This is a genomic window from Serratia myotis, from assembly GCF_027474885.1.
GTDB classification, from domain to species: domain Bacteria; phylum Pseudomonadota; class Gammaproteobacteria; order Enterobacterales; family Enterobacteriaceae; genus Serratia; species Serratia proteamaculans.
In genome coordinates this window covers 2,387,625-2,403,672 of sequence record NZ_CP099707.1, presented here as the reverse complement: position 1 = coordinate 2,403,672, position 16,048 = coordinate 2,387,625, and the positions used below count along the sequence as shown (strand labels likewise).

At 55.3% G+C, this 16,048-nt stretch carries 15 protein-coding genes; 4 read left to right on the top strand and 11 right to left on the bottom strand.

Annotated elements, in window-relative coordinates:
* The first annotated feature begins 36 nt into the window (after window positions 1-36).
* Genes NHG65_RS11500 through NHG65_RS11485 form a run of 4 tightly spaced genes read left to right on the top strand, consistent with a single transcriptional unit; the run spans window position 37 to window position 3,680 of the window.
* On the top strand, window positions 37-1,071 hold the full coding sequence (locus tag NHG65_RS11500; protein ID WP_283603107.1) for a hemin-degrading factor: 1,035 nt from the start codon (window positions 37-39) through the stop codon (window positions 1,069-1,071).
* On the top strand, window positions 1,068-1,898 hold the full coding sequence (locus NHG65_RS11495; protein WP_283603105.1) for a heme/hemin ABC transporter substrate-binding protein: 831 nt from the start codon (window positions 1,068-1,070) through the stop codon (window positions 1,896-1,898). The genes NHG65_RS11500 and NHG65_RS11495 overlap by 4 nt, the downstream gene beginning before the upstream one ends.
* Window positions 1,898-2,902 carry a FecCD family ABC transporter permease gene (locus NHG65_RS11490; RefSeq protein WP_099065552.1) on the top strand — a complete coding sequence of 335 codons (1,005 nt, stop codon included), beginning with the start codon at window positions 1,898-1,900 and terminating at the stop codon, window positions 2,900-2,902. Before NHG65_RS11495 ends, NHG65_RS11490 begins: the two co-directional genes overlap by 1 nt.
* Window positions 2,895-3,680, top strand: coding sequence for a heme ABC transporter ATP-binding protein (locus NHG65_RS11485; RefSeq protein WP_099065551.1), 786 nt, complete (start codon window positions 2,895-2,897; stop codon window positions 3,678-3,680). The genes NHG65_RS11490 and NHG65_RS11485 overlap by 8 nt, the downstream gene beginning before the upstream one ends.
* Before the next feature lie 47 nt (window positions 3,681-3,727).
* On the opposite strand, the gene NHG65_RS11480 is transcribed toward NHG65_RS11485, so the two are convergent.
* The 11 genes from NHG65_RS11480 to arnB form a co-directional block, all read right to left on the bottom strand.
* Window positions 3,728-5,170, bottom strand: coding sequence for a protein adenylyltransferase SelO (locus NHG65_RS11480; protein WP_099065550.1), 1,443 nt, complete (start codon window positions 5,168-5,170; stop codon window positions 3,728-3,730).
* Between the two features lie 252 nt (window positions 5,171-5,422).
* Window positions 5,423-6,160, bottom strand: coding sequence for an EAL domain-containing protein (locus NHG65_RS11475; RefSeq protein ID WP_099065549.1), 738 nt, complete (start codon window positions 6,158-6,160; stop codon window positions 5,423-5,425).
* 553 nt (window positions 6,161-6,713) lie between these two features.
* A complete protein-coding gene (lplA, locus tag NHG65_RS11470; RefSeq protein ID WP_219016042.1) occupies window positions 6,714-7,727 on the bottom strand; it encodes a lipoate--protein ligase in 1,014 nt (337 codons plus the stop codon).
* Between the two features lie 57 nt (window positions 7,728-7,784).
* Window positions 7,785-8,249 carry an NlpC/P60 family protein gene (locus NHG65_RS11465; protein WP_099065547.1) on the bottom strand — a complete coding sequence of 155 codons (465 nt, stop codon included), beginning with the start codon at window positions 8,247-8,249 and terminating at the stop codon, window positions 7,785-7,787.
* Between the two features lie 172 nt (window positions 8,250-8,421).
* Window positions 8,422-8,814, bottom strand: a complete 393-nt coding sequence (gene arnF, locus NHG65_RS11460) for a 4-amino-4-deoxy-L-arabinose-phosphoundecaprenol flippase subunit ArnF (protein WP_112347550.1) — start codon at window positions 8,812-8,814, stop codon at window positions 8,422-8,424.
* Complete coding sequence (arnE, locus tag NHG65_RS11455; protein WP_099065545.1) at window positions 8,811-9,158, bottom strand: 4-amino-4-deoxy-L-arabinose-phosphoundecaprenol flippase subunit ArnE; 348 nt, start codon at window positions 9,156-9,158, stop codon at window positions 8,811-8,813. Before arnE ends, arnF begins: the two co-directional genes overlap by 4 nt.
* Window positions 9,155-10,822: a lipid IV(A) 4-amino-4-deoxy-L-arabinosyltransferase gene (gene arnT, locus NHG65_RS11450; protein ID WP_499183359.1), complete on the bottom strand. Its 1,668-nt coding sequence runs from the start codon at window positions 10,820-10,822 to the stop codon at window positions 9,155-9,157. The genes arnE and arnT overlap by 4 nt, the downstream gene beginning before the upstream one ends.
* The gene (arnD, locus tag NHG65_RS11445; RefSeq protein WP_219016039.1) at window positions 10,819-11,724 is read right to left on the bottom strand and encodes a 4-deoxy-4-formamido-L-arabinose-phosphoundecaprenol deformylase; all 906 of its coding nucleotides are present in this window, start codon (window positions 11,722-11,724) and stop codon (window positions 10,819-10,821) included. The genes arnT and arnD overlap by 4 nt, the downstream gene beginning before the upstream one ends.
* The gene (gene arnA / locus NHG65_RS11440) at window positions 11,721-13,703 is read right to left on the bottom strand and encodes a bifunctional UDP-4-amino-4-deoxy-L-arabinose formyltransferase/UDP-glucuronic acid oxidase ArnA (protein WP_261426776.1); all 1,983 of its coding nucleotides are present in this window, start codon (window positions 13,701-13,703) and stop codon (window positions 11,721-11,723) included. The genes arnD and arnA overlap by 4 nt, the downstream gene beginning before the upstream one ends.
* Window positions 13,703-14,683, bottom strand: coding sequence for an undecaprenyl-phosphate 4-deoxy-4-formamido-L-arabinose transferase (gene arnC, locus NHG65_RS11435; RefSeq protein ID WP_099065541.1), 981 nt, complete (start codon window positions 14,681-14,683; stop codon window positions 13,703-13,705). Before arnC ends, arnA begins: the two co-directional genes overlap by 1 nt.
* The gene (arnB, locus tag NHG65_RS11430) at window positions 14,670-15,824 is read right to left on the bottom strand and encodes a UDP-4-amino-4-deoxy-L-arabinose aminotransferase (RefSeq protein ID WP_099065540.1); all 1,155 of its coding nucleotides are present in this window, start codon (window positions 15,822-15,824) and stop codon (window positions 14,670-14,672) included. The genes arnC and arnB overlap by 14 nt, the downstream gene beginning before the upstream one ends.
* Between the last annotated feature and the right edge of the window lie 224 nt (window positions 15,825-16,048).

Sequence of the window (16,048 nt, the reverse complement as noted above, 5' to 3'; positions counted from 1 at the left end):
TGCCCGTCGATTGAACCTCACGCAGGAGAACACCCTATGAGCAATACCCTATACGCACGCTACCAACAGGCAAAAATCGATAACCCGGGCAAATATGCGCGCGATCTGGCTGAGCTGCTTGGCGTCAGCGAAGCGGAACTGACCCATGCCCGCGTCGGTCAGGATACCCGTCGCCTGCAGGCAGACGCCCGTACCCTGCTGACCGAACTTGAGCAGGTTGGCGTGACCAAATCCATCACCCGCAACAGCTACGCGGTGCACGAGCAAATGGGCCGTTACCGCAACCAGCACCTGAACGGCCACGCCGGGCTGATCCTCAATCCGCGTGAGCTGGATCTGCGCCTGTTCCTCAATCAGTGGGCCAGCGCTTTCGCCATGAGCGAAACCAATAAGCGCGGCGTACGTCACAGCATTCAGTTCTTCGATCATCAGGGTGACGCACTGCATAAGGTGTACACCACCGATGAAACCGATCTGCCGGCCTGGATGGCGCTGGTTGAACGCCACCTGAACGCAGAAAACCCAGAGCTGGCGCTGCAACCGGCAGACGCCACGGTCAATACTACATCGCCGGATGCCGACAAGATCGACCAGGAATGGCGTGCAATGACCGACGTTCACCAGTTCTTCCAGTTGCTGGGCCGCAATAAACTGACGCGTCAGCAAGCCTTCCGCGCCGTCGGTAACGATTTGGCCTATCGGGTCGATAACAGCGCCCTGAACCAATTGCTTAACGCCGCGATGGGCCTGCAGAACGAGATCATGATTTTTGTCGGCAACCGCGGCTGCGTGCAGATCTTCACCGGCCAGATTGAACGTCTGATGCCGCAGGAAGGCTGGATCAACGTGTTTAACCGCCGTTTCACCCTGCACCTGATCGAAGACGCGATCGCCGAAAGCTGGATCACCCGCAAGCCGACCAAAGACGGCTTTGTCACCAGCCTGGAACTGTTCGCCGCCGACGGCACACAGATCGCCCAGCTCTATGGCCAACGCACCGAAGGGCAGCCGGAACAAACCCAGTGGCGTGAGCAGGTCGCCGCGCTTGAACCCAAGGACATTGCCGCATGAAACCCTCATTGACCCGTCGTCTGGCGTTTTGCATAACGCTGGCGTTGCCGTTCACCGCTGCGGCGGCGGAACGTATTGTCTCGATAGGCGGTGACGTCACCGAAATTGCCTTCGCTCTGGGCGCGGGCGATGAAGTGATAGCACGAGACAGCACCAGCCTGCAGCCGCAAGCGGTTAAAAAGTTGCCGGATGTCGGTTACATGCGCCAGCTCAATGCCGAAGGTATTCTGGCGCTGAAACCCACGTTGGTGCTGACCACCGAGTTGGCCGAACCGGCGCTGGTGCTCAAACAGCTGGAAGAAAGCGGCGTTAAAGTGGTGCGCATTCCCGGCGATACTACCTTGCAGAGCGTGCCGGAAAAAATCGGCGTGATCGCCAATGCGTTACAGCGAGTCGACCAGGGGAAGCAGTTAAGCACCCGCTACCAGCAGCAACTGGCGGCAGTGAAAACCGATGCGCTGCCGGTCAGGGTATTGTTCGTCATGAGTCACGGCGGTCTTACACCGATGGCCGCCGGGCAACATACCGCCGCCGATGCGATCATTACCGCGGCGGGTCTGAAGAATGCCATGCAAGGGTTCAGCCGCTATCGCCCACTGTCGCAGGAAGGCGTGATCGCCAGCGCGCCCGACCTGCTGTTGATCACTACTGACGGCATGAAAACTCTCGGCGGCCCGCAGCAGCTGTGGAAATTGCCGGGTATCGCACTCACCCCGGCGGGCAAACAGCAGCGCGTACTGGTGGTTGACGATATGGCGTTGCTGGGCTTTGGGCTGGAAACTCCGGCCGCGCTGGCCGCACTGCGTCATGCGGCGGAGCAAAAGTAATGCGCAGTCGCACCTCCCCCCGTCTGGCAATCACCGGTCTGCTGGTGCTGCTGATGTTGTTGGCGCTGGGCGCCGCCAATCTGGGTGCGCTGACACTGTCGTTCCGCACCCTGTGGCAACAGCCCTTTAGCGACACAGCCTGGCATATTTGGCTGAACATCCGCCTGCCGCGCGTACTGCTGGCGGTGGTGATAGGCTGTGCGTTGGCGGTGTCTGGTGCCGTGATGCAAGGGTTGTTTCGTAACCCATTGGCCGATCCCAGCCTGCTGGGTATCAGCAGCGGCGGCGCGCTGTTTGTTGCGCTGATTATCGTTATGCCACTGGCCCTGCCACCGGTGATCGCTTTGTATGGCCATATGCTGGCGGCGTTCCTCGGCAGCATGTTGGTATCGCTGTTGATCTACGGCATCAGCCGCAGCGGTCACGGCAGCCTGTCACGCCTGTTGCTGGCAGGTATCGCCATCAACGCCCTGTGCATGGCGGCGATTGGCGTGTTGTCTTATCTCAGTAGCGACCAGCAACTGCGCCAGTTTTCACTGTGGATGATGGGCAGTCTGAGCCAATCCCAGTGGCCAACGTTGGTGGTTTCCGCCTCGCTGATCCTGCCGGCCACCCTGCTGACGCTATTACAGGCGCGCCGCCTGAACCTGCTGCAACTGGGCGATGAAGAGGCGCACTACCTGGGGGTGAATGTTCAGCGGGCCAAGCTGCAACTGCTGCTGTTAAGCGCATTGTTGATTGGTGCGGCAGTGGCGATGAGCGGCGTGATTGGTTTTATCGGGCTGGTGGTGCCACATCTGGTACGTATGCGCCTCGGTGGCGACCATCGCTGGCTGCTGCCCTGCTCTGCACTCGGTGGCGCCTGTCTGCTGTTGGTCAGCGATACGCTGGCGCGCACCCTGGTGGCACCGGCAGAAATGCCGGTCGGCTTGATGACCAGCCTGATCGGCGGGCCTTACTTTTTATGGCTGGTGATGCGCCAGCGGGAGCGCATGGGTGGATAACTCATCAAGCCTGACGGCGCAGCAATTACGCTACAGCCTGGGTTCACGTCGGCTGATCAGTGACGTGTCACTCAGTATCGCCAGCGGCGAAATGGTGGCAATTATCGGGCCGAACGGCGCGGGCAAGTCGACGTTACTGCGTCTGTTAACCGGTTATCTTCAGCCGGGCTGTGGTGAATGCCAGTTGCTTGGCCGACCGCTGGAACAGTGGCAGCCGCAACAGTTGGCGAAAGTGCGCGCGGTAATGCGCCAGCACAGCGATCTGGCCTTTCCCTTTACCGTCGAGGAAGTGGTCAGTATGGGTCGCGCGCCCCACGGTAAGCGCGACGCACAGCAGGCGGTGCAGCAAGTGATGGCGCAAACCGACTGTCTCGAATTGGCCCAGCGCGATTATCGGCAACTTTCCGGTGGCGAACAACAACGGGTACAGCTTGCCCGCGTGCTGGCACAGCTTTGGCAACCGCAGCCCACTCCGGCCTGGCTGTTTCTCGACGAACCGACCTCGGCGCTGGATCTTTACCACCAGCAACATACGCTGAGGCTGCTGCGCACGCTGACGCGGCAACAGCCAATTGCGGTGTGCTGTGTATTGCACGATCTCAATCTGGCCGCACTGTACGCGGACCGTATTTTATTGCTGCATCAGGGGCAATTGGTCGCTACGGGCACGCCGCAGGAAGTGTTGCAGGCGGATATTCTCACCCGTTGGTATCAGGCGGATCTGGGAGTGGTTCACCACCCGGAAGTGGCGCTGCCGCAGGTGTATTTGCGTCAATAGGACTATAGCGGGTGCGGCAGGCCGCACCCGTCATCTTCTATCACCTATCAGCTCGAACAGGAGATCTCCAGATGTTTGCCCCAATCCGGCGGCAACGCGGCGAGATCGTCATACTCCGGTTTGTCGGCAAACGGCGTCAGCAATGCCTGATGCAGGCGAGCCAGCTTACTGACATCATCCTGTTCGGCGCTTTCAATCGCCTGTTGCGCCAGATAGTTGCGCAGGATCAGCTTCGGGTTCACCGCCTTCATCGCCTGTTGCCGTTCGGCATCACTCACCTGCTCTTGCTGCAAGCGCTGACGGTACTGCTGGTACCAGCCGTCAAACGCGGCGCGATCAATAAATTCATCCCGCAACGGTGACTGCGCCTGTTGCTGCTCCGTCTGGCTCAGCAGACGGAAGGTGCGGCTGTAGTCTCGTCCCTCTTGCGCCATCAGGCTCAACAACCCGGTCAGCAGGCTGTTATCTTGCGAAGACTGAGTGAAGAAACCGAGCTTGGCACGCATCTGTTCGCCATAAGCCTGCATCAGGGCCGGTTCATAGGCCGCCAGCGCGTTCTGCAGCTGTTCGGTACTCATCAGCCCGGACAGGGTCTGCGCCAGCCGGTGGAGGTTCCACAGCGCCACCGCCGGCTGATTATCATAGGCGTAACGCCCCTGGTGATCCGAATGGTTGCAGATGTAGTCGGGTTTGTAGTCGTCGAGGAAACCGTACGGGCCGTAGTCGATGGTAATACCCAGGATCGACATGTTATCGGTGTTCATTACGCCATGAGCAAAACCAACGGTCTGCCAATGAGCAATCAACCGCGCGGTGCGTTCAACCACGTCGGTAAACCACTGCAGATAGCCATCACTCTGATCTTGAAACTGCGGCCAGTGGCGGGCAATAACAAAATCGGCCAACTGCTGAACCTGTTCCGGCTGCTTACGGTAGTAAAAATGTTCAAAATGGCCGAAGCGCACGTGGCTTTCCGCTACGCGCAATAGCATTGCACCGCGCTCCGGTTGTTCACGGTAGACAGGTTGCTCACTGGTGACGATGGTCAGCGCGCGCGTAGTTGGAATACCCAGATGATGCAGTGCCTCGGAGGCCAGGAACTCGCGGATCACCGAGCGCAGGACCGCACGGCCGTCGCCCATACGCGAATACGGCGTCAGGCCTGCGCCTTTCAGGTGCCAGTCCATGCTGCGGCCATCGGCCAGTCGTTGTTCACCCAGCAGAATGCCGCGACCGTCACCCAATTGCCCGGCCCAGACGCCGAACTGGTGGCCACTGTACACCTGGGCCAGCGGGCGCATGCCCGGCAGCAGCGTTTCACCCGCCCAAATCGGGGTTTTATCCTGGGTAAACCAGCTTTCGTCCAACCCCAGTTCTCGGGCCAGCGGCTCGCTGTGATACAGCAGCCGGGTGCCCTGCAGCGGCGTGGGGTTCAATTCGGTATAAAAACCGGTTAACTGTTGGTGGTAAGCGTTTTCAAACTGCGGCATAGGCCCTCCGTTCCACCTAGTGTAGAGCTTGGGCGTGGCGATTAACACAGAGGAAATGCAGGGAGAACGCATCTGCCTGAAACCAGGACAGATGCGCATGATTCAACGTTTATGCCGATATGGCTTAAAAGCCCTTTTGCGCTGATAGATAAAATACTTTATCAGCGAGAAAATCATGATGAATAACAGCGCAGGAATCACAGCAAACATCATCCAGTCCATTATTGGCCCCATTGTGTGTAGTAAGTACTGTCAATTATTGTTATTGAACTCATCGGGCGTTACCCGTAACACCGCCAGATTATCCACACCAACGCTGGGCCATAAAAAACCTTGCAGACCAAAAACGCCGGCGTGTCTGAGCTTATTAAAATATTCCTCCTTCTCTATTCCTTCGACGATCACCCCCTTGCACAGCAGATTGATATTCTTTAATAGCGAGTCGAACACTACGTCATAACCCTGATGGTTAAACAACTGCCAGTAAAAACGCTTATCGATTTTCACGTAGTCGAATAATCCATCATACAATGCGGTCAGGGTCGCCTGGCCGGAACCAAAGTCATCCAGCCACAGTGAGAACATCTCGCTAAGCTGACGGATCTTTGCATTGTTTTTTCCTGCTGAAAGATTCGGAAAACCTTCGCTGATTTCAAAGGCAATAAATGACCACTGTCTGATGCGCTCACACAATTGAGCGTCAGAGAGAATCAAATCGACCAGGGATTCTTCAACATTAAGGGTCAACAGCACGCCATTCTCGACAAACCAGGCGGCGTTCTGTTCTGCCAAACTCAATTGCTCATTAAATAACTCAATCCTTTGCTCGGGGGTCAATAAATTGATCCCAATGTCAGCCGGCATCGCCAAATCACCGTCCAGACTATTAAAACGGTTCAAAATTTCCACCGCCAACAGCCTGCCCTCCATTGAGTAAACAGGTTGAAAAACATAGCTACTAATAAAGTCAGCTTCGAATTGGATTTTCATTTCAGTGCCATAGGCTGAATGGCGAACATCTCATCGTATATCAATATATTTTATCGATCAATCCCTGTGGGATTAATCGGAAATATCAATGCAGCCAGTGATAATTTATCATTTAATTGATAGATTAAAGCTATATTGACCAGACAGAACGCAGCGTCAAAAACGATTTGGCTTAAGGCAAAAAATAGAGTGCCAGGCATGAATTTAAGTCATATTTAGCTTATGGAATAGGGTAATTCTGAAAATTTGACTTATCGCCATTGTTTTAATTAAAGAAATTCCTATTGGATGATAAATATCAAATCCTCACCCCGAACTCATGTACGATGAAGTGGTCTCAACTGATTAAATTTAATAACGCATCAATTCTTCGCGTTATTCTTTGCATTGAATCAGTAAAAAAATGCTCACCTTGCTTTTTGGGGAAGTTATGCTACCTCGGTGTTTTCACTGCATTTTTTACACAAAAGGATAACGTCAGGAAAGAAGGAGCAAACTCGTGGCATAAAAAAGGGATGAGTCACCTCATCCCGGAACATTCAGGATCCGAACGTTATTTGATCGTTTCAAGCAGCCATTGCCGTAGTTCGGTTAATTCAGCGGCCTGTTCTGGGAACTGCGCAATCAAGGTGTCGCAGCAATTAGCCAGCGTCTCACTGCGATAGGCACAACCCACCAGCATCTCGGCCAACCGTTGCAACGGCGCCGGACTGAGACTGTCGGTGAAAATCTGTGCCCGACAGATCAAGCCCTTCTCTACGTCAAAGAAGATATCCACCCCACCCCAGACAAACCGCTCATTCAGCAAATGACTGAATGCCGGTGCCTTACCGAAATTCCATTCCCAGCTGCTTTGTTTGGCGAACTGAGTGGCAAAATCCGGCAGATCCGGGTAAACATCCGGAGAAATGATTTCCGCTTTGGCGGTTTCACCATAGTGCTCAAAGAACGCCTGAGTCACCGCGTCGCACACCTGTTGGTGGCTGATATCGGGTTTAAACTCCGCCAGATTGGCAACCCGCGACCGCACCGAAGTAATGCCCTTGGCCTGCAACTTTTTTGGGTCCGGATTAAGGTAATCCGCCAGACGGTTGAGATCGGCGTTCAACAATAGTGTGCCATGGTGGAATCCGCGATCCTGGGTTTCCCGGTAGGCCGAGCCGGAAATTTTACGCACGCCCTCTGCGGTATCAATCACCAGATCATTGCGTCCCGATGCGGTGGCCGTAATGCCCAGTTGAGCCAGCGCTTGCAGAATGATGCCGGTGGAGACGGTTTTATCGTAACCGGGTTTGCCCGCCATAAAGGTAAAACAGGTATTACCGAGATCGTGAAATACCGCTCCACCGCCGCTGCTGCGCCGCGCCAGGCGAATACCGTCCTGCTCCATCCGGCGGGTGTTGCACTCTTTCCACGGGTTTTGTGACTGACCAATCACCACGGTTTCGGCATTGCGCCATAAGAACAGAATTTTCTGCGTGGTCATTTCGCGGAAGATGCACTCTTCCACGGCCAGATTGAACCAGGGATCGTAGGAGTCGGAAATCAGTAGGCGTAAGTTATTCATGGCGGTCACCGTTAAGGACGTGATGCCGCCATGATACACCAAATCAAAGGGTTAAGACTAAATGCGGCGCGCCTGCCAGTAGACCTTCTTCCAGTAGACGTTATTCAGTGAAGAGCGCATCACCCCACGGCTGGTTGAGGCGTGGATAAACTGATCGTTGGTGTCATAAATGCCCACATGCAAACCGTTCTCACCGCCACCGGTTTTGAAAAACACCAGGTCGCCGGGCATTAACTCATCGCGCGACACTTTGGTCCCCAGCGAGGTTTGCGCCTCCGTGGAACGTGGCAATTGCATATCGAAACGATCGCTGAAGGTGCGATAAACGAATCCGGAACAGTCGACGCCGCCGCGATCCAAGCCGCCATAGCGATAGGGAGCACCGTACCATTGACGCAGTTGCTCATTTAATTGTGCGACAACCACGATAGAGTCCGACAATCGGCCGCTTGGCGGTGGCGCATGGCTGCTGCAACCGGCAAGAATTAAACTGGCTAATAAAAACCAAATACGCATCCGCATAATATCCCTTCATTGAACAGATTGCCGCATCATGCCGTCCGGTAAGCTTACCGCCTGCGAGGCAAAGCCGGCACCAAATAAGGTGAGCGCTATTTTGGGCTAATTTATCCCCCAGCGGGGGAAAAAGGCAAGCGTGCTGAAGGAGATAATCGAATTGACGCCGGTTTTTGCACTATTCGGGCGTTTTTACCTTGGCCTGACTGTTAATCAGCCACACGCCAAACAGGATAAACAGCGTACCCAACGTTTTCAGCAACGTGGCGGATTCGTTAAACCAGGGCAGGATCACCGCCGCCAGGTACACCAGCGCATAACTCACGCTCAGCAACGGATAAGCCCGGTTGAGTGGTAAATGGTGCAGCGCGAAGAACCAGCACAGCATGGACAACGCGTAACCGAAAATACCGCCGCTGACCGTCAGTAAGGGCAACCAGTACTGGATAAACAGGTTAAGCGTGACGTCGGCAAACGACATCAATGGGATCTGGGCCATGCCCCACTTCATCAGTAACTGCGCCAACGTGACCAACAGCACGCTGGCCGCGCCCCAGGCGTAACCTCTCATGGATTGATACTCATCAACAGGATCCCCAGCATGATCGAAGCCACTCCACACCAGTGACGTGCGGTAGTGGGTTCTTTAAACAGCCAACGGGCAGCGAGCGTCACCAGCACAAAATTTATGCTGAGCGTCGGGTAGGCCAGGCTAAGAGGCAAACGCTGCAGCACATTGAGCCACACCGCCATGCCCAGCCCCAACAGCAATACGGCCAGCGCTAACCAACGCAGCGTTACCCCACGTCTGACGTCGGGGGGTAACTGCCAGCTCTGGGCCGCCTGTTTCTGGCACAGCTGCCCACCACAGGTGAGCAGGCTGACCACAATCACCAACAAATAGCCGATAATCATGGCTGCTGAGAGTACCAGAACAATGCCAGACGGTTCATCACTTGCACCTTATCCGCTGCCGGCAAGTCTTGCTGATCGATACTTTCGCCACGCGACAGCTGCAATACCAGTGAGACATCACCCTGTTTGCGTGCCTGGGCCAGCCACTGCGGGAAATCGCCGTCGCTGATGAAATGGCTACGAGCATCCGGATACTCCAAACCATAGGACACCTCCCCCTTCTGGTTAAACATCAGTACGTCGCTGCGTTTCAATTCCCAGGCCAACCCCGCGGCAACGCCCACGCTGTCGGTCAGCACATAGCGACTGTGATTTAACTCGGCCATATTCACCCGAATAAAGTTTTGCGGCAGTTTGGAGTCGGTCACCTGTTGTGGGATAGCGTAACCGATCAGCAAACACAGCAACAACGGACAAGCCGCCGCCCAGCGCCAACGCTGCCCATGATTACGCACCGAGACCACGGCAAACAACAACCAGCCGGCAAAGGCGATAATACCGATAACAATTTTCGGCCATTCCTGCGAGCTAAACAAGTGCACCTTTGGTAGCAACCCTGCGCCAATAACCAACAGTGCCACCACGCCGATCAGACCAAACAGGCCATTTAATACTGCGTTAACCTTGAATACCTTGCTGCGCAGCGCCGTCGCATAATCCTCGGCGTAAACCGCCATCAACAATGCCAACGGTGCCATGCACGGCAAGATATAAGTCGGTAGCTTACCCTTGGCAATGCTAAAGAAGATCAGTGGCATCACCACCCAACTCAGCAGGAAAAATAACTCCGGCCGTTGCACGCGCTCACGCCAGCCCTTCACCAATGCGCCCGGCAACAGTGCCAACCATGGCAATACCGCCGCCATCAGAATCGGGATGTAATACCAGAACGGCTCTTTGTGTTGTGCATTATCCTCGGCGAAACGTTGAATGTGCTCCACCCAGAAGAAGTAGTTCCAGAAATCCGGCTCACGTTGTGCAATGGCAAGCGCCCACGGCAAACTCAGCAGCACCGCCACCAGGATCGCTACCGGGCCGTAGATCAGCAAGTCCTTGATGCGTCGCTGCTGAATGACAATCGGGAGCACCGCAATCACCGGCACCGCCAGCGCCAGAAATCCCTTGGTCATAAAGCCCATACCGCAGGCCAGCCCCAACAGCACGTAGCCGCCAAGTTTGCCTTTGGCCGTGGTGGCTTTCAGCGTCAGGTAATAGCTGACCATCGCAGCGGCCAACCACAACGAGATCATCGGGTCCAATACGCTGTAGGTGCCGATGCTGAATACCAGCACCATCGACAGGAAAATCAACACAGCCAGGCAGGCACGGTTGGCATTGCGCCACATCAGCATCGCCAGTGCAAACACCAGCAGCGCCGTCATGCCGGTGCTGAATACCGAACCAAAGCGCACCGCAAAGTTGGTATCACCAAACAGCCATTGGCTGATGTTGTTGATCCAATAACCGGCGACCGGTTTTTCGAAATAGCGCAGGCCAAGCAAGTTCGGCACCACCCAGTCGCCGCGTTGCAGCATTTCTCGGCTAATCTCGGCGTAGCGAGTTTCGTCCGGTTGCCACAGCAGGCGACCGTTAAGTGGGATCAGGTAAACCAGAGCAAAAAAAATGGCCAACAAGATGGCCCAGGATCCTTTTAGCGCCTTCATGAATCGTCCTTCACATCGGTTTGACAACCCAGCCAACCTTCGCGGCCAGGGAAAGGAGCACGCTCGACGCGGCCCAATGGCAATGACGCCAAATCTTGAGGCAACAAAGCGCTTAACGGGCAGAATTCTATGCCCTGCCGTTGCGCACGTTGCAGTAACTGTTCAAACATAGCGGCCTGTGACATCCCTTCCACTTCTGTGTGAATGGTGTACACCGGCACGCCGCGATCGTTTTCAATCGCCCGCAGAATGTAATCGTTGAAGTCAGCCATACTGACTTCACTGCCAATCACCTCATCAAAGGTGGGTAACGTGACCGGGATCTGCACGGTGCCCAGACGACCATCGCTTAACAGCGGACGGAAAGGATGGGTACCACGACAGTCGCTGTTGTAGTGAAAACCAAAACGCTGCTTCACCTCCAACACCCGCGTATCGGCACGCCAACCGGCAACCGCCGAGCATTTGACCGGCTGGCCGGTACTGGCTGACAACGCATCCACCCCAAGCTGAACCTGTTGCGTCAGCTGCGCCTCAGACCACCGGCCGACCTTGGCCTGCCACCCCTGATGATCCCAGGCGTGCAGCCCTACCTCATGCCCGGCCTGCGCAGTGAGCTTCATCAACGGCCCCAGAGTGCGGGAAATATTGCGCCCCGGCCAGGCGGTGCCGGCCAGCAGAATATCCCAGCCATACAGCGATGCGGCATTCGAGCGCAGCATTTTCCACAGGAATTTCGGACGCAAAAGGCGCCACAGATGGCGCCCCATATTGTCCGGTCCTACGCTGAAGAAGAAACTGGCCTGAATATTGTACTTGTCAAACAGCTCCAGCAACTGCGGCACCCCTTCCCGGGTACCGCTGAAGGTATCTACATCAACTCGCAGACCGACTTTCTTCATGCACCATCGCCTTCCTGAACGGTAGTGCGCAGGAAGTAATCCAGCGTGTCGGCAACGGTTTGCTGCATCGCGATGGTCGGCTGCCAATCCAGCAGGCGGCGGGCATTCTTGATGCTTGGCGTACGGTGCTCGACGTCCTGATAACCTTTGCCGTAGTAGCTACTGCTTTCAACATCCTTAAAGCCGGCAAACGGCGGGAAGCGATCGCGCAGCGGATGGTTATTGAAGCTTTCGAGCAGCATTTCCGCCAGTTCACGGATGCTGGCCTCGTTGGTCGGGTTACCGATGTTGACGATCTGGCCATCGCACAGGCCGTCACGGTTTTCGATAATGCGGAACAGCGCCTCGATACCGTCGTTGATATCGGTAAAGCAGCGTTTTTGCGCCCCACCGTCCATCAGTTTGATCGGCGAGCCTTCCACCAGGTTGAGGATCAGCTGGGTGATGGCACGGGAAGAACCGATACGCGCGGCGTCCAGGTTATCCAGACGTGGGCCCATCCAGTTAAACGGACGGAACAGGGTAAACTTCAGCCCTTCCTTGGCACCGTAGGCCCAGATCACCCGGTCCAGCAACTGCTTGGACACCGAGTAAATCCAGCGCTGTTTGTTGATCGGCCCGACGATCAGGCGTGAGTGATCTTCGTCGAATTCCTTGTCGTCACACATGCCGTACACTTCGGAAGTGGACGGGAAGATAATGCGCTTGTTGTATTTCACGCAGTCACGAACGATTTTCAGGTTTTCTTCGAAATCCAGCTCGAACACGCGCAGTGGGTTGCGGGTGTATTCGATCGGCGTGGCAATAGCTACCAGCGGCAGGATCACGTCGCATTTCTTGATGTGATACTCGATCCACTCGGAGTGAATGCTGATATCCCCTTCCACAAAGTGGAAGCGCGGGTTACCCAGGAAACGGCTGATGGCATCAGAGCCGATATCCAGACCGTAGATATCGTAACGGTCATCACGCAGCAGGCGTTCGGTCAGGTGGTTACCGATAAAGCCGTTCACACCGAGGATCAGTACGCGGGTTCTGCGTTTCATCACTGCGTTAGGTTTAGCGGCCAAACGGACATCGGTAACGATGCCCATTTCCTGCGCCAGACGGCTGCCTTGCACATACAGGCCGACATCGTTTTGGCCGGCAACAATTTCCAGTGCACCTTCACCACAGGCAATGATCAGCGGAGAGGTGCTGAGCACGGTACCCGGCTGCTTGTCATGCTGGGTATCCAGCACACGAGCGCGCCAGACGATCAGTTTACGCTGACCCAGGTAGCTGAAAGCACCAGGGTAAGGTTCGGTCACTGCGCGGATCAGGTTGTTAATTTCCTGCGCGGATTTATGCCACAGGATTTCACCGTCAGCCGCGGTGCGACGACCAAAATAGCTGGCATCGGCTTCGTTTTGCGCCGTGAAAGAGGCGGTGCCGTTTTTCAGCTTTGGCAATTCCTGCTTCAGCAACACCTGCGCCGCTTCCAGCACTTTTTTGTGCAGCGTCAGCGCGGTGTCGCCGGCAGCTATCGCCACCTTTTGCTGGCCAACAATATCGCCGGCATCCGGGCGTTTGACCATTTTATGCAGCGTGGCACCGGTTTCGGTTTCGCCATTCACCAGCGCCCAGTTCACCGGTGCGCGACCACGGTAACGCGGCAACAGTGAGCCATGCAGGTTAAAGCCGCCTTTCGGTGCCAGGGACAGCAGCTCTTCGCTCAGCAGGTTACGGTAATAGAATGAGAAGATAACGTCCGGCTGCATCTGGCGAATACGCTCGATCCACAGCGGATGGTTAACGTCTTCCGGCGCATAGACCGGTAACTCCAATTCTGCACCCAGACGGGCCACAGAGGAGAAAAAGTTGTTCTCACCAGGATCGTCGGTATGCGTGAATACCGCCTGAACATCATAGCCCGCGTCAGTCAACGCTTTCAGACCCGCGCAGCCAATATCATGGTAAGCAAATACGATAGCTTTCATTATTCTTCTTCCTGAGTATTGTGATTCGGTTGTTCACCGACCACTTTCTGAACAAAATAACGGGGACGAGCACGCACGTCGGTGTAGATGCGACCGATGTACTCTCCCAACAGGCCCATGCCGACAAACTGAGCACCGATAAAAGTAAATAACACGGCAAACAGGGTGAATACCCCGCCGCCCGACCATTCAGGCCCCATAATCAAACGCAGGGCGATCAACAGCACCGCCAGCACAAAGCCGGAAAGCGCCACCACGCTGCCCACCACGCTGAGCAAACGCAACGGCGTCGTGGTCAGGCAGGTGATCAGGTCATACATCAGATTAATCAGCTTCATCAGGCTATATTTGGAATCACCAAACTCACGTTCGGCGTGCAGCACGTCAATTTCAGTGGTGCGGCGGGCGAAGGTATTCGCCAGGATCGGAATAAAGGTGCTGCGTTCGTGACAGTTCAGCATCGCCTCAATAATGTGACGACGATAGGCGCGCAACATGCAGCCGTAATCCCCCATCGATTTACCGGTGGCGCGTTGGATCATCATATTAATGATGCGCGAGGCGCTTTTACGGAACCAGGAGTCCTGACGATTGGCACGCACGGTACCCACCACGTCATAACCCTCTTCCGCCACCTGGACCAGACGCGGGATCTCTTCCGGCGGGTTTTGTAAATCGGCATCCAGCGTAATCACCAGATCGCCGCTCACCTGATTGAAGCCCGCCATGATTGCCGAGTGCTGGCCATAATTGCGGTTCAGCAACACGGCAATCACACAGCTACCCGGCTGTTCGGCGGCGGCGGTCAGCATATCGGCAGAATTGTCGCTGCTGCCGTCATCGACCAGGATAATTTCATAAGCTTGGGTCAGTTTTTTACAGGCGGCGGTGGTACGTTCAAGCAAGGCAGGCAAACTTTCCTGCTCGTTGTATACCGGGATCACCACCGAAACTTTTTTTATCGGTTCAACGCGAGACACGTAGCGACTCCACAACAGAAGACAAGGCTTTAACCACGCGATCAACATCGGCGTCGGTCATATCAGGGAACAGCGGCAAGGTGCACAGGCGCGCCGAGTTCCATTCGGTATTGGGCAAGGACAACTGCGGATAGCGCTCACGGTAATATTTCTGGGTATGGGCGGCGCGGAAATGCAGGCCGGTACCGATGCCCACTTCTTTCAGGCGCTCCATCAGTTGGTCACGATCGATGCCACAGCGTTCGGCGTCGACGCGTACCATAAACAGATGCCAGGCATGGTCATGCGGGTAATCAGGCAGCCCCAGCGGCAGGAAAGGTGACCCTTCCAGAGCGCGGAGGTAACGCTCAGCCAGCACCTTGCGGCGAGCGTTAAGCTGCGGCAGACGGCCCAGTTGCACCACGGCGATGGCCGCATGGATATCGGAGAGATTGTATTTGTAGCCTGGCTCCACCACTTCGGCCTGCGGCTTACGCCCCAGTTGCTGGCGGTCAAAGGCATCAACGGCCAGGCCGTGGAACTTCAGACAACGCAGGCGATCGGCCAGTTCGTCGTCGTCGGTAGCAATCAGGCCGCCTTCGGCACAGGTCAGGTTTTTAATCGCGTGGAATGAGAAAATTGCCGTGCCGCGCGCGCCCACCCACTCACCGTTGTAACGGGAGCCTACCGCATGAGCAGCATCTTCAATCAGGGGAAGGTTGTGGCGTGTAGCCACTTCACGCAATGCATCCATCTGCAGTGGCGCGCCGGCATAATGCACCGGGACAATGGCTTTGGTTTTGGCAGTGATAGCGGCTTCAACATCGCTGGCGCTGACCATCAACGTATCACGGTCAACGTCAATCATCACCGGCGTTGCGCCAAGCAATTCGATCATGTTGAGGGTAGAAACCCAGGTTTGTGAAGGGGTGATCACTTCGTCACCCGGGCCAATGTTCAGTGCCATCAGGGTAATATGCATACCCGCAGTAGCGGAACAGACGGCAATGGCGTGTTTACAACCGAAGGTGGCGCAGAACTCACTTTCCAACTGCTGATTTTGCGGCCCGGTGGTGATCCAACCTGAGCGCAATACCTTTTCTACCGCCGCGATTTCTTCATCGCCAATCGCCGGGCGTGAGAAAGGTAAAAATTGATCCATAGTTAACCCCAAACGTATCAAATTTCTTTAATGACACTGTAGATCTCTTTTATTTAACGAATATTAAACGCCAGAGAGAATCGTTCCTGGTGGATTAACTGCCAATGTACGGCCGCAAGCTTAACTAAACCTTAAGGTGTGATTAATTATCAGCTAACTGCCTGATCTGCGGGGGCCATCATCATTAAATTAAATTGATTATAGAATCAATTAGTTATAGCTAT

Bases quoted from the DNA above. Each gene is read 5' to 3' on its own strand.
- NHG65_RS11500 (WP_283603107.1), top strand. From the start codon at position 37: ATGAGCAATACCCTATACGCACGCTACCAACAGGCAAAAATCGATAAC.
- NHG65_RS11495 (WP_283603105.1), top strand. From the start codon at position 1,068: ATGAAACCCTCATTGACCCGTCGTCTGGCGTTTTGCATAACGCTGGCG.
- NHG65_RS11490 (WP_099065552.1), top strand. From the start codon at position 1,898: ATGCGCAGTCGCACCTCCCCCCGTCTGGCAATCACCGGTCTGCTGGTG.
- NHG65_RS11480 (WP_099065550.1), bottom strand. From the start codon at position 5,170: ATGCCGCAGTTTGAAAACGCTTACCACCAACAGTTAACCGGTTTTTAT.
- NHG65_RS11475 (WP_099065549.1), bottom strand. From the start codon at position 6,160: ATGAAAATCCAATTCGAAGCTGACTTTATTAGTAGCTATGTTTTTCAA.
- lplA (WP_219016042.1), bottom strand. From the start codon at position 7,727: ATGAATAACTTACGCCTACTGATTTCCGACTCCTACGATCCCTGGTTC.
- NHG65_RS11465 (WP_099065547.1), bottom strand. From the start codon at position 8,249: ATGCGGATGCGTATTTGGTTTTTATTAGCCAGTTTAATTCTTGCCGGT.
- arnF (WP_112347550.1), bottom strand. From the start codon at position 8,814: ATGAGAGGTTACGCCTGGGGCGCGGCCAGCGTGCTGTTGGTCACGTTG.
- arnE (WP_099065545.1), bottom strand. From the start codon at position 9,158: ATGATTATCGGCTATTTGTTGGTGATTGTGGTCAGCCTGCTCACCTGT.
- arnT (WP_499183359.1), bottom strand. From the start codon at position 10,822: ATGAAGGCGCTAAAAGGATCCTGGGCCATCTTGTTGGCCATTTTTTTT.
- arnD (WP_219016039.1), bottom strand. From the start codon at position 11,724: ATGAAGAAAGTCGGTCTGCGAGTTGATGTAGATACCTTCAGCGGTACC.
- arnA (WP_261426776.1), bottom strand. From the start codon at position 13,703: ATGAAAGCTATCGTATTTGCTTACCATGATATTGGCTGCGCGGGTCTG.
- arnB (WP_099065540.1), bottom strand. From the start codon at position 15,824: ATGGATCAATTTTTACCTTTCTCACGCCCGGCGATTGGCGATGAAGAA.